This is a genomic window from Bacteroides pyogenes (assembly GCF_014196225.1).
Classification (GTDB): Bacteria; Bacteroidota; Bacteroidia; order Bacteroidales; family Bacteroidaceae; genus Bacteroides; species Bacteroides pyogenes_A.
In genome coordinates this window covers 301,353-315,667 of the sequence record NZ_JACIDI010000001.1, presented here as the reverse complement: position 1 = coordinate 315,667, position 14,315 = coordinate 301,353, and the positions used below count along the sequence as shown (strand labels likewise).

The 14,315-nt window shown below is 48.5% G+C and carries 8 protein-coding genes; 5 read left to right on the top strand and 3 right to left on the bottom strand.

What is annotated here, in order from left to right:
• The first annotated feature begins 245 nt into the window (after positions 1 to 245).
• From GGR07_RS01210 to GGR07_RS01195, 4 genes are all read left to right on the top strand, one after another.
• Positions 246 to 1,424: an ATP-binding protein gene (locus tag GGR07_RS01210; RefSeq protein ID WP_034543647.1), complete on the top strand. Its 1,179-nt coding sequence runs from the start codon at positions 246 to 248 to the stop codon at positions 1,422 to 1,424.
• Positions 1,425 to 1,454: 30 nt separating this feature from the next.
• Entirely contained in the window at positions 1,455 to 5,003 is a 3,549-nt protein-coding gene (gene nifJ, locus GGR07_RS01205) for a pyruvate:ferredoxin (flavodoxin) oxidoreductase (RefSeq protein WP_021646875.1), read from the top strand.
• 442 nt (positions 5,004 to 5,445) lie between these two features.
• The gene (locus GGR07_RS01200) at positions 5,446 to 6,273 is read left to right on the top strand and encodes a GLPGLI family protein (protein WP_021646876.1); all 828 of its coding nucleotides are present in this window, start codon (positions 5,446 to 5,448) and stop codon (positions 6,271 to 6,273) included.
• Positions 6,270 to 8,957 carry a TonB-dependent receptor gene (locus GGR07_RS01195; RefSeq protein ID WP_021646877.1) on the top strand — a complete coding sequence of 896 codons (2,688 nt, stop codon included), beginning with the start codon at positions 6,270 to 6,272 and terminating at the stop codon, positions 8,955 to 8,957. Before GGR07_RS01200 ends, GGR07_RS01195 begins: the two co-directional genes overlap by 4 nt.
• Here GGR07_RS01195 and GGR07_RS01190 read toward each other — a convergent pair.
• Entirely contained in the window at positions 8,941 to 9,267 is a 327-nt protein-coding gene (locus GGR07_RS01190) for an MGMT family protein (protein ID WP_034543656.1), read from the bottom strand. The genes GGR07_RS01195 and GGR07_RS01190 overlap by 17 nt on opposite strands.
• Before the next feature lie 16 nt (positions 9,268 to 9,283).
• On the opposite strand from GGR07_RS01190, the gene GGR07_RS01185 reads away from it, so the two are divergent.
• Complete coding sequence (locus GGR07_RS01185; RefSeq protein ID WP_034543648.1) at positions 9,284 to 9,490, top strand: hypothetical protein; 207 nt, start codon at positions 9,284 to 9,286, stop codon at positions 9,488 to 9,490.
• Positions 9,491 to 9,718: 228 nt separating this feature from the next.
• On the opposite strand, the gene GGR07_RS01180 is transcribed toward GGR07_RS01185, so the two are convergent.
• Entirely contained in the window at positions 9,719 to 12,589 is a 2,871-nt protein-coding gene (locus GGR07_RS01180; protein ID WP_021646880.1) for an alpha-amylase family glycosyl hydrolase, read from the bottom strand.
• Between the two features lie 105 nt (positions 12,590 to 12,694).
• Positions 12,695 to 14,311, bottom strand: a complete 1,617-nt coding sequence (locus GGR07_RS01175; RefSeq protein WP_034543649.1) for a SusE domain-containing protein — start codon at positions 14,309 to 14,311, stop codon at positions 12,695 to 12,697.
• Positions 14,312 to 14,315: the final 4 nt, after the last annotated feature.

Here is a 14,315-nt window from a genome sequence, read left to right as displayed (position 1 = left end):
TTTTCTTGCTTAAAATCCTTTCTGCCTCATCCGGCATTCACACGGCAAAGGTAGTCAAAAATACCGGATGTGAAGCGCTGTTGCGATGCCCGAAACATTATCCCGGCAAAACAGGCACAGAGGAAAAGAAATCGGGGAAGCAGGCAATAAAGACAAACTAATAAATAAAAGCACAAATTTGCTATCTCTACTTTGCAAATACTAAAAAAAGAACTATATTTGCGACCTAAAATCAAAGCAACGAAATGGAATCATTCTACCGCACACACAACTATCTTGTCGAGCATACGAATGCTCCTGTCCGACGCGACCTCATGGACGAGATAGATTGGAGCGACCGCCTGATCGGCATCAAAGGTAGCCGTGGCGTAGGAAAAACGACTTTCCTCCTCCAATATGCCAAAGAGAAGTTCGGTACCGACCGCTCTTGCCTGTTCATCAACATGAACAATTTCTATTTCTCGGGACACAGCTTAGTAGACTTCGCTTACGAATTTCAGAAACGCGGCGGAAAAGTGCTATTGATCGACCAAGTGTTCAAGCATCCGGAATGGAGCAAGGAACTTCGTATGTGCTACGACCGTTTCCCGAACCTGAAGATAGTCTTTACCGGATCGTCCGTCATGCGGCTGAAAGAGGAAAACCTCGAGCTGCGCGACATTGTGAAAAGCTACAACCTTCGCGGCTTCTCGTTCAGAGAGTTCCTGAACCTGCAAACCGGAATGAAGTTCCGCGCTTACACTCTCGAAGAGATTCTTGCCAACCACGAACAAATAGCCAAAGGCATCCTCTCGAAAGTACACCCGTTGAACTATTTTCAAGATTACATACATCATGGTTTCTACCCTTTCTTCCTCGAGAAACGCAACTTCTCGGAGAATTTATTGAAGACGATGAACATGATGCTCGAAGTAGACATCCTGCTGATTAAGCAAATAGAGCTGAAATATCTTCCCAAAATAAAAAAGCTGCTGTACCTGCTGGCGGTAGACGGTCCGAAAGCGCCGAACGTGAGCCAACTGGCAAGCGATATACAAACCTCGCGCGCCACAGTGATGAACTACATCAAGTATCTGGCCGACGCGCGCCTCATCAACTTGGTGTATCCGAAGGGAGAAGAGTTCCCCAAGAAGCCGTCGAAGATATTGATGCACAACTCCAATCTGATGTACTCCATCTTCCCGGTGAAAGTGGAAGAGCAGGACGTATTGGACACTTTCTTCACCAACACCCTGTGGAAAGACCACAAAGTGCATAAGGGAGACAAGAATATTTCTTTCATGGTAGACGATACCAGACCGTTTAAAATCTGCTGTGAAGGAGCCAAGATAAAAAACAATCCGAACGTGACCTACGCGCTTCATAAGGCGGAGATAGGCAGAGGAAACCAAATCCCCCTCTGGATGTTCGGCTTTTTATATTAGCGATTTATTTACTTAAATATTAATGTAGTTATGACTAAACAGAAGAAATTCATCACTTGTGATGGTAATCAGGCTGCCGCGCATATTTCATATATGTTCTCCGAAGTAGCCGCCATCTACCCCATCACCCCTTCTTCGACTATGGCCGAGTACGTAGACGAATGGGCTGCCGCAGGACGCAAGAACATCTTCGGCGAAACAGTATTGGTTCAGGAAATGCAATCTGAAGGCGGCGCTGCCGGTGCGGTGCACGGTTCGCTTCAGGCGGGAGCTTTGACTACCACTTATACTGCTTCTCAGGGTCTTCTTTTGATGATCCCCAACATGTATAAAATCGCCGGCGAGTTTTTGCCTTGCGTATTCCATGTATCGGCACGTACCATCGCTTCGCACGCGCTTTCTATCTTCGGCGACCACCAAGACGTCATGTCGGCACGCCAGACAGGATTCGCCATGCTGGCCGAAGGTTCCGTACAGGAGGTTATGGACTTGGCGGGTGTTGCCCACCTTTCTACCATCAAAGCACGTGTACCGTTCATGAACTTCTTCGACGGATTCCGTACTTCTCACGAAATCCAGAAAATTGAAATGCTGGAGAACGAAGACCTCGCTCCGCTGATCGACCAAAAAGCGTTGGCCGAATTCCGTGCCCGTGCATTGAACCCGATGAAGCCGGTTGCCCGCGGTATGGCCGAAAACCCCGACCACTTCTTCCAGCACCGCGAATCGGGAAACAGCTACTATGAAGCAGTTCCCGCCATCGTAGAAGAATACATGAACGAAATCAACAAGATTACCGGCCGCAACTATGGCTTGTTCAACTACTACGGCGCCGAAGACGCAGACCGCGTGATCATCGCTATGGGTTCTGTGACGGAAGCCGCCCGCGAAGCCATCGACCACTTGGTAGCCCAAGGCGAAAAGGTAGGTATGGTTGCCGTACACTTGTACCGTCCGTTCTCTGCCAAGCACTTCCTCGCAGCCGTTCCCAAGACAGCGAAGAACATTGCCGTGCTCGACCGCACGAAAGAACCGGGCGCTAACGGCGAACCGCTGTATCTTGACGTGAAAAACTGTTTCTACGGACAAGAAAACGCTCCGGTGATCGTTGGCGGACGCTATGGCCTCAGCTCGAAAGACACTACTCCGGCACAGATCCTCTCCGTATTCGAGAATCTGGCTTTGCCGATGCCGAAGAACCACTTCACCATCGGTATCGTAGACGACGTGACATTCACCTCGCTTCCGATGAAAGAAGAGTTGGCTCTGGGCGGCGAAGGCATGTTCGAAGCCAAGTTCTACGGTCTGGGAGCCGACGGTACGGTAGGTGCCAACAAGAACTCGGTGAAGATTATCGGCGACAACACGAACAAATACTGTCAGGCTTATTTCTCTTACGACTCGAAGAAGTCGGGAGGTTTCACCTGTTCGCACCTGCGTTTCGGCGACAACCCGATTCGTTCCACTTATCTGGTAAATACTCCGAATTTCGTGGCTTGCCACGTACAGGCCTACCTGCACATGTACGACGTAACGCGCGGTTTGCAAAAGAACGGTTCTTTCTTACTCAACACCATCTGGGAAGGAGAAGAACTGGCTAAGCACCTGCCCAACAAGGTGAAAAGATATTTCGCCAAGAACAATATTTCGGTATACTACATCAATGCTACCCAGATTGCACAGGAAATCGGATTGGGCAACCGTACCAACACCATCCTTCAGTCGGCATTCTTCCGCATTACGAACGTTATCCCCGTAGATCAGGCTGTAGAACAGATGAAGAAGTTCATCGTCAAGTCATACGGCAAGAAGGGCGAAGACGTGGTGAACAAGAACTATGCGGCAGTAGACCGTGGCGGCGAATACAAACAGCTCACCGTCGATCCGGCTTGGGCCAATCTTCCCGATGATGCGAAAGTGGAAAACAACGATCCGGCATTCATCAACGAAGTGGTTCGCCCCATCAACGCGCAAGACGGCGACCTGCTTCCGGTATCGGCATTCAAAGGAATCGAAGACGGTACTTGGCATCAGGGAACAGCCAAATTCGAGAAACGCGGCGTAGCGGCTTTCGTTCCGGAATGGAATCCCGAAAACTGTATCCAGTGTAACAAGTGTGCTTACGTTTGTCCCCACGCTTCCATCCGTCCGTTCGTATTGGATGCCGAAGAACAGAAGGGCGCCAACTTCGAACAGCTGAAAGCCGTAGGAAAAGCATTCGACGGCATGACATTCCGCATTCAGGTCGACGTACTCGACTGTCTGGGTTGCGGCAACTGTGCCGATGTTTGTCCGGGCAATCCGAAGAAGGGCGGCAAGGCTCTGACCATGAAACACCTCGAAAGCCAGTTGGCAGAAGCGGAAAACTGGACTTACTGCGCAGACAATGTGAAGAGCAAGCAGCATTTGGTAGACATCAAAGCAAACGTGAAGAACTCTCAGTTCGCTACTCCGCTGTTCGAATTCTCGGGCGCTTGTTCAGGTTGCGGCGAAACTCCGTACGTTAAACTGATCACTCAGTTGTTCGGCGACCGCGAAATGGTTGCCAACGCCACCGGATGTTCTTCCATCTACTCAGGCTCCGTGCCCTCTACTCCGTATACGACCAACGAACAAGGACACGGTCCGGCATGGGCGAACTCATTGTTCGAAGACTTCTGCGAATTCGGTTTGGGTATGGAACTGGCCAACGAGAAGATGCGCGCGCGTATCGTTAAAATAATGAACGAAGCCATCGCCGGTGACTCTTGCTCTGCCGAACACAAAGAGCTGTTCAAAGAATGGATCGAAAACATGCTCGACGCCGACAAGACAAAAGAACTGGCCGCCAAGATCATTCCGCTGGTAGAAGGCGCGAAAGACAAGTGCGAACACTGCCGCCAGATTGCCGAACTGAAACATTATCTGGTAAAACGCAGCCAGTGGATCATCGGTGGCGACGGCGCTTCATACGATATCGGCTACGGAGGTCTCGACCACGTAATCGCTTCCGGCAAAGATGTGAACATCCTTGTTCTCGACACAGAGGTTTATTCCAATACGGGCGGTCAATCGTCTAAGGCAACTCCTGTGGGCGCCATTGCGAAATTTGCCGCAGCCGGCAAGCGTGTACGCAAAAAAGATCTCGGTCTGATGGCAACTACTTACGGCTATGTATACGTAGCACAGATTGCAATGGGCGCCGATCAGGCTCAAACACTGAAAGCCATCCGCGAAGCCGAAGCATATCCGGGTCCGTCGCTCATCATCGCTTACGCTCCGTGTATCAGCCACGGATTGAAAGCCGGTATGGGTAAGACTCAGGAAGAAGAAGCCAAAGCGGTTGCATGCGGTTACTGGCACCTGTGGCGTTACAATCCCGAACTGGAAGCAGAAGGGAAGAATCCGTTCCAGCTCGACAGCAAAGAGCCGAAGTGGGAAGACTTCCAAGGTTTCTTGAAAGGCGAGGTTCGTTACGCATCGGTAATGAAGCAATATCCTGCCGAAGCCGAAGAACTGTTCCAAGCTGCCGAAGAAAACGCAAAATGGCGTTACAACAGCTACAAGCGATTGGCAAAAGGCAACTGGGATGCTGAATAATTAAACAAGAATCAGTATTCTGAATCATAAGCAAGGGGCTGTCCGGAGAGATCGGGCAGCCCCTTTTTATTCTACCAAATAAGCATTTGAATTTAGCACGTGCATAGAAAAACGAGATAGTTATCTGCCATATTATTCAAAGAGATTTGGATATTGGCAATACATCATAACCCTGTACCTTCCGATTTCGTAATTTTATATCTCCCTTCCTTCAAGCCCAAATTCCACTCTGAAAATAAATCTATAATATCACTGTATCAGTGCAGGAACAGTTAGTAGAATCCGGAAAAGCTTTTTTTAACTCAGTTCGTATTGAGAAATCATCATTTTATTTTAATTTTCGGTTTTTCATATAGAACAACTTTAAAGGGAAACTTTAAATACATCCGTTTATATAAAGGTATTTGAAAAGCCATCTCGAAAAACATCAAACTTCCTTCCTATGAAAAAGAGCATTTATCTTCTATCTTCAGCCCTCGCCTTAAGCCTGTCGAACGCTTTCGCCCAGCACGAGCCGTTCCTTGAATGCCATTATACGGAATCTTATATAGACTATCCGGAAAAAGGGAAAGTGAAACAAGACGAAATGGTGTTGAGCATCAGCAAAGGAGCTTCCGAATTCTACAGCTTATGGTGCAGAGAGCACGCCAGACTGCGCGACAGCCTCACAGCGAAAGGGGCGTCGCTGGAAGAAATCTTGGCTGCAAGAGACAAAGTGAAGTATCCGGTGAGCACGCAACACACAGTGATCTACAAGAATTATCCGGAGAAAGGCAGATTGACACTTACAGACCAACTGATAAAGTCATCCTTTCTATACACGAAGAAAATGGAAATTCCACAGTGGGAGGTCTTCGGAGAAAAAAAGCAGATTGCGGGATATGATTGCCAAAAAGCGGAAACAAACTTCTTGGGCAGAAAATGGACAGCATGGTTTGCTCCGGAAATACCCGTCGAAGACGGACCTTGGAAACTATGCGGACTTCCCGGACTGATATTGCAAGCGGAAGATTCGGAAAAAGAGTATCGGTTCACATGCATCGAAATAAAAAACGTTTCGGATGCCCCCGCTATCCGGCTGCCTAAAAAGAATTACATCAAATGCAGCAAAAGCGAATATTTGAAGTCGCTGTTCCTGCATAAAGAAGACATGAACACTTTTCTGAGAAAGCACGGAATAGAACCTCCGGTAGAAATAACTTCGAATGGAAAAGCAGTTTCCGCATTTCCCAAGCGGAAATTCAACTACATAGAAAGAGTAACGCCATGAAACGCGTGAACTTTTTCCTTACATATTGGGAAACAGGCTCCATGAAACACTTCGGCATCTTCTGTCTCATTTTCTTCCGGCACATGGTTGCAGCCGCGCAAACGGGTTATACAGGCAAAGTGGCGGACGGACAAAACAAAAAACCGCTGGAAGCGGTTGCGGTCAGCTTGCTTGCGGCAGACAGCACCATCATGTCTTATTCGTATACCGACAGCAACGGCCATTTTGAAATCATAAACCGGGGAACGCGAACTGCAGAATTCCTGTCGTTCACGTACATGGGATACCGGAAAGTCCTGTTGCCCGCCCGAAGTTTTAAGAACGGAACGACAGTCGAACTGGAGGAAACCACATATAAAATCAAGGAAGTAAAAATAACTGGTCAACGGATCAGGAAAGAGAAAGATACCATCACCTATACCGTGAGCGGATTCAGAATGCCACAGGACAGAACCATAGAAGACGTACTGAAGAAAATTCCCGGCATTGAAGTAACCGCAAACGGAACCATCAGGTTTCACGACAAACCCATCAACAGGTTTTATATCGAAGGCATGAATCTGATGGAGGACAAATATGCCTTGGCGAGCAAAAACATCCCGGCAGACATGGTAAAAGAGGTGCAAGTTTTGCAATCGCACCAGCCGATAGCCGCTTTAAGAGGAAAGACGTTCAGCGACCATGCCGCATTGAACTTAACGCTGGAAGACAGCCATAAAAACAAGCTGATAAAACTCATAGACGCAGGCATCGGAGCAGGAAACGACCCGGATGTATTGTGGGACAACCGCCTGCTGGGAATGCTCTTCGGACGAAGGAAGCAAAACCTGAGCATGTACAAAAACAACAATACGGGCAAAGACATCGCTGCGGAAATACTGCCTTTGGGACAAAGCGGTGTCATCGACATAAGCAGGGATGAGGAAGATGCGGAGCTTTTTCCCGTTTCCATTTCACAGAACAAAGAGGCAGATCCTTCGAGATACTTGTTCAACGATGCTCATCTGGGTGCGATAAACCACCTGTACAAGCCCGATAAGACGAACGACATACGCCTTCAACTGAGTTTTCTCCACCAAAAAGAAAGAGCGGAATACCGGTCGGGCACCACATATTTCTATCCTTCGCAAACCATCACGGTAGACGAACGGGAGCAATATAACGGGCAGGAGAACAGGGCGGAAGGAGAATTTACATATCAGTTGAATGACAGCGCCCTGTTTCTGAAAAATAAAATAAAGGGGCTACTGGGGCTGCACAAGAGTTCTTTAAACCTTTGGGTGAATGATGAGAAAACCGGACAGCGCACACATCCGCAACGAAAATTCCTGCACAATCATTTCGAACTGGTGAAAAACACTCGCCGCCATTCGTTCTCAATCTATTCGGCCAACTCTTACCGCGATCTGCCACAACATTTCACTGTGGAGCCGGGACTCTACGAAGAATTGCTGAACCAAAACAATCCTTACGGCAAGTTCGCCCAAGATGCCCGCCTGCAATCTTTTCAATCGGATGCTTACACCTATTTCCAGCACAAGATCGCGGGGTGGTATCTGAAATACAAGGCGGGTATCTCTTACGCCCGGAAGAAGATGAGTTCCGCGCTTTCCATCAACGACACGCCTGCGGGCGATGAATATCACAACGATTTGACATTGAAAACGCTTCACGCATATATAGAGCCTCGCTTGAACTTTAAAAACGATTTCTGGGACGTACAGTTCAGTATTCCCCTCTCATTCTATCATGCCGGCCTGCGAACCGAACGGCCGCAATCCGAGCAGTCACGGAAAAATCTGTTTTTGCCTGCACCGTCACTGAACGTCAAGTATGAATTCAGCCCATATCTGACACTGATTGGCCGCTCTTCTCTTTCCTGCATACAACCGGACATTCTGAAACTATACGGCGGATACATGTTCACCTCATACAGGTCGGCTTTTGCGTTCCATTCGAAACCTGTGTTCGACAAAAGCTACTACAACAGCATAGGCGTGCGTTTCGTACAGCCGCTCACCGGATTCTTCGCAAGCCTGACGGGTTTTTACACCTTAAACAAGCAAGAACTTATTTACGGCTACCGCAACAAAGAGAAATACCTTTCGGTGACGGAAACTTACGACCGCCCCCATACAAACCACCTGTACGGCGTAAATGGAAAACTGTCGAAAACGTTTGCCTGGAGCAAGCTGTATACCTCCGTAGGCATGAGCTATTCCAACAAAAAAGACAAGATGCTGCTGGAAGAGCGGATGGCGAACAGCACCATGCAAGTGTATTCTTTAAGATTCGATTTCTCCCTGCGACCGGTAAGAAGCCTCAGCTTCGAAGGGAGCAGCTCCGCCATACACACGCTGTCGCAGCTGGACCTTCCGGAGAACGGCGCGGTAAAAGCATGGAGCTTTCATCATACGATAGACCTTAACATCGTTTTCTCGCAGCACTGGAAAGGAAGAGTCACCCAAGAGATATCACACAACAACAGAAACCGGAAAGCAACTTATTTTGCCGACGCTTCGCTGCTTTTTTCGCATCGTCTGTTCGAAATCGAGTTTGCCGTGAATAATTTGTTGAATCACTCCACGCTGAACCATACGTATATCGACCATCTCACACAGCGATACTCCGCTAATACGCTCCGTCCGCGGGAATGTCTGATAAAGGCTATGTTTTCATTCTAAAGCGTTTCAAGTCCACACAACCGTTGGCTTTCAGCCGGACGCCCTCCGCCAGTAGCAAATCTTTCTGTTCCGCCCATCCGGGAACGAGGCGTCCCGCCGCATTCACCACACGATGACAAGGGAGGGAAAACTGCGGCGGAACTTCCTTCAACGCCTTCCCCACCAGACGCGAGCGTCCGGGCATACCGAGCAGGGTGGCAATCTCTCCGTAAGTGACGACTTTTCCCGGAGGGATCTGCGCCACTATCTCGTAAACGCTGCAACGGAAATCATCCGAAAACCGGGCTTTATCTACTTTGTAATCTCTCATCATCCAAACTTTTTTATTGACCGAAAAAAAGCCCGCGGGCTTTGAAAAAAACACGGCGGCCTTTTTTAAAAAGGCGGCGGGCTTTGAAATCAAAGGCGGCGGGCTTTTTTTAAAACACGGCGGGCTTTTTTTTGAAGCACAGCAAAGTTTGCAAACAAGCATTGCCGCCATTTTCTCCGGTCGCCATATTGAATATTATCCGGTAGCGGAAACATCGCCTTAAATTCCGAGCAGATGCCGGAGACAACATTCAGACGATTACAGATTCCAAACAGTTTTTGCAAAACGTCCGAAAGCGAACAAACGCAAATTTACACAATTTCACGGAAACCCAACAGTCTCCCCATGTAAATTTACGTTTGTTTCTTCTGAAAGTATTGGTTCGGTCTAGCCGATTTCTTCAGCCTCTTATGCTGTAAGCCTGCTTCATTGCCCCGACGGGTGGAAACTGCTATTCGAAACTGGTGTACAACCGGAATTCGTGTGCCGGAACTTTCACATTCTGCGTAGAAGAAGTGACATTCAAGCGGTCGCCGCGAAGCTCATACCATGTACCCGTATGGCCGAAATCGGCGTTCACTTCCGTTTGTTCCTGCGAGAAATTGGCAACCACTACCAGCTTTCGGGTAGTGCTCTCCAGTTTCATGAACCGTCCCGCCGTCCAATCGTTCTCTCCCACTCTCCACTGTTTGAAAGCGTTTGTTCCAAACAAGTCGGGATAGCCGTTGCGCAGCTTCATCAGCTTGCAGTAAACTTCATACAACGCCTTTCTGTCGGGCTGCTCCACATAATCCCATCTCACCGGCTTCGGGTCCATTCGGTTTCCTTCGTCGCCCACCACTCCGTCCGGACGCGAGTTTATGGAAAAGTCGTAGCCCAGCTCACCGAACTGCCAAATCATCTTCGGGCCGGAAACGGTAAGGAAGAAAGCCGCGTTCGAAGCGAGTTGGTTCATACGCGCCGGCAACCGGTCTTTAAGCGGTCCGTTGCCATAAGCAATCTGCTTATATCCCATGCGTTCTTCGTCATGACTTTCCATAAAGCTTATCATGCTGCCCGCAGGCCGGCCGTTATTACGCATCGCCTCGAAAGAAGAATCCTCTTTCCAGCCCATTGCCGATTGGCAATACCTGCCGTTCATATTGTGCCACAACTTCATGCCCGCATTCGCCAAAGCCGTTTCTTCCTCCTCATCGCAGAAATGTTCGAGAATCATCACCGCATGAGGGTTTGCAGCGTGCACCGTATGGTAATAATCGGTAAGGATGGCGATGCGCGAATCGTCTTTCTTTGCGGCAGTAGCCTCCGTGCTCGATTGTTGCGTAAAGCCTTTCGACAGGTCGAAACGGAACCCGTCGAACTTATACTCCGTCAACAAAAATTCCAGATTGCGCTTGACGAAAGCGCGTACCAGCGGCGACTCGTGATTGAAGTCGTGGAATACACTGTAAGGGTGCGGAGCGTCGACGTTGAACCACGGGTTGTCGGGCAACGTTTTATTCTTCGCGGCATCCCAATAAAGCTTTGCAAACGGATGATTGCCGGTGGCATGGTTGTAAACCACATCGAGAATGACAGCCATCCCCCGTCGATGGCAGGCATCGATGAATTGTTTGTACATTTGTTTCGTTCCGTAAGCCTTGTCGAGCGCAAAGTAATAACAAGGATTGTATCCCCAGCTGTTGTTCCCGTCGAACTCCTGCACAGGCATCAGCTCTACGGCATTCACCCCCAGCGTCTTCAGATAGTCCAGCTTCTGCATCGCTCCGTTGATATCGCCCGTCGAAGTGAAATCGCGCAGCAGCATTTCGTAAACCACCAGACTGCCGGCATCCTTTATCTTGAAGTCCGGCACACTCCAATGATATTCATCCTTTTGGATCTTGAACACAGACACGATTCCTCTTGCCCCTTCGGGGTAATTCCTACTCTCCGGATAAGTGGAGGCAGCGATGTCTTTGTCGTGGTCAGGGTCGAGTATCTTCTCGCAGTACGGGTCGCCCAGGCGGATTCTCTCTCCCCCTTTCATCCCGACATAGTATTGAAAAGCATACTCTTTCGCAGCATCCAGTCCGCTCAGCGTTATCCACCAACAGCCCTTGGCGTCGTCGCGCCGCATCTGACACCCCTCTTCGTTACTCAGTTTCCACTGATTGAAGTCGCCCACCACATGAGCGAAATCTTTGTGGCTGCCCGAAAGAGTTTTGTCGTACAGCACCAGCGTAACCGTGCCGGAATTAATCACATTAATGCCTTCGCGTACGCCCGAAGGAAGCGGAGCATACCGAATATCGGCAGGCTCGAAAGCCGTATATTTCGTATCCGTGACCTCGATGAACGAATCGTTTTCTATACCTTTCTTCGTTCCGTCGGCACTGCGGATGACTACCCCCAGCTTTGTCACCGGAGTTTCGCCCGAACCGAACCATGCACGTACAGAAGGCTTGAGCGTAATGCTCCACACATTCTCTCCCACCCTGGTCATCTTGCATTTGTCCAGATTATCGTTCCAGCCTGCCGGCACATAAAGCCAAGTTCCTTCATCCAACACACCGGCATGAATATACACATCGCCGGCATATCCGTAAAGCGGAGTTCCTGCCGGAGCCTTGAACGAAACGGTCAGTTCCTTGTCGGCATCAGGCGATTCGGGATGATGGCTTAGACCTCCCGCCATACTTCCCGCTTGCACCACTTTCAGTTTCTCCGAGAGAGAGCCGCTCTTGATAATGATTTCTCCTTCCCGATCCCATACACCTTCGTTGGGAGCGATATCGAAAGTAAGTTCAGTCGAAACAAGCCCCCTTGTCTTTACCTGAGAAATCCAACTCCGATGCGCCTCAGGAATTTCCACCTCGAAATCAATATTCGCCTTCACCTCCACCACAATCTTCTTACCTTCTTTGGGAACCTCAAAATGCGATGAAGTAAGTGTGAGCGCGTCTTTTTGCTTTTGGGTGATGACGAGGTTCTTTTCGATATTACCGCCCGTCGTCAAAACCAGTTTTACACTCCGGCTGTCATATCCGGTGTTTTCTTTCACATTTACGCTGACAGAGGCGTCTCCCCCCGAACCGGATGCAGAAGACACCGTACACCAATCTACCGCATGCGAATCGGCTCCGATTAATAAAATTCTCCACGGACCTCCTGTTTTGAATGATATGTTGCGGCTTCCGGACTCTGACGTAAAATCCATGCCTTTCTCAAAATAAACGGCAGTTTCGGATGAAAAGGTCAAAAAGTCCGCATCTTCTTTATCGGAAGAGCAGCCGAAAACAAAAAAGAGAAGCAAAGAATAAAAACAGAGTATTTTTTTCATTGTATTTTCTTTAAGAGTTCAAAATATATATGCCAACAAACGTATGATAAAGGCAAAAGGATTGGAAAGAATGCCATCCTCCAATCCTTTTGCCATAAACCGGTTTTAGTTTTTCGTCACAGTCGCGCTCTTAGCTTCCGGATTCAAAGTAATCGTATAATTGCCTGCTGTAATAGGTATATTATCGCCACCCTGAGTCAAGGCTCCCAAGTCGCCGCCGAAATTAATAGCCCAATCGGCATCCCAACGGAATTTGAAATGACCGTTTTTCATGTCCATTGTCACCGTCCATAACTTAGTTTCCGGATCATACGTCATCCATGTATCTTTACTCCAGTCGCCGGGGGTGGCGTCGCCCACAACTCCCCAACCGGATTGCATGAACTTACATGTTTTCTTTTCGGTATTTACAATAAACTTGTAATATCCTCCATGAGTCATCTCGATGTTCTCTCCTCCATTGATGCTGATAGCGAAAGTACCGCCATTGTTTTCGGCATTCCAAGCGATCTTCCCATTGATACCGATCCAAGAACCTGCATCGTGGAACTTAAAGAGCGTACCTTCGGGCATGTAATGAGCGCCCGAATACACATAATTTCTGTCGGGAGAAGTAAGTTTGTAACAATCTTCACCACCGGGGTTCCATCCTTGATAGCTACCCGGCATGGTAATAAACTCGCTCGACGGAACAAACGATGTTTCCGTTAAAAAGAAAGTATATTTCCCGGCTTCAGTCAGGTTCAAGGTCACCAAATAAGCAATATCTTTATCTGCTTTCATTTTAAAGTTAGGACCGTTTGCTTTCAAAGATTCAGTTTCATCTACCGCCACTTCTTTGGGTCCCTCCGAAGCAGCTCCCAGATTTATTCCCCAATCGGAATTTGCCCTGAACTTGAATTCTTTGCCGGCGGTTAATTTCACCACCTTTGTCCACAGGCGCGTTTCCGCATCATAATCCAAAGAAGTATCCGAGCCCCATCCTCCGGATGTCGCATCACCGATAAGCGCCCATTGCTGCGCAGCGCCTACCGGCTTCAATTCGCCGCCTGACAGCAGAAGATGATAGAATCCCTTATTCGCAATCTGTTGTCCCTCAACGATCGGCTGCAATGTTTTGCCATCCAATATGGCAAAAGTTGCATTGTCTTCAGGAAAATCTACATAGCCTTCGTAGTCTCCGTTTTCATCAAGGTCTCCCAGCATGTAAGCTTTCGTCCAGTCCCAGTCAGGATAGCCTACCGCTACATAGACATAGTTCCATTCTACTGCTTTCGGGTCGTAAGGCACAACCTTAAAATCAATCGCTTCGGCAAAATTCTCATTCAGTTTCGAGTCATAAGCCGAGCAAGAAAGAGATATCGACATATTTCCCGTTTGTCCCGGGTAAACATTCATTTGACCCAGAAAAGCGTTAATATCCTTGTAAGACAACGATAATTCATTGGATTTCGTTACTCCCAGATTCAACGTTTTACCGTTGTCCTTATTCGTCATCCTTACCGTATAATCCGCCACCGCCGCGAATCCGAAATCGGCGGGCTTCCAGCGCACCGTAAACATTTCAGTCGCATTGTCTGCCGTGAATCTATATTCGCTCTGAGCCAGTTGTTCCAATTTTGCCGGAGACTTTACGCTCAATACCGGGGTAGCATCGTCTTCACATGAGGAAAAAGCCAATATCCCCATGCACAATATAGTGAATAAATATATCTTTTTCATAACT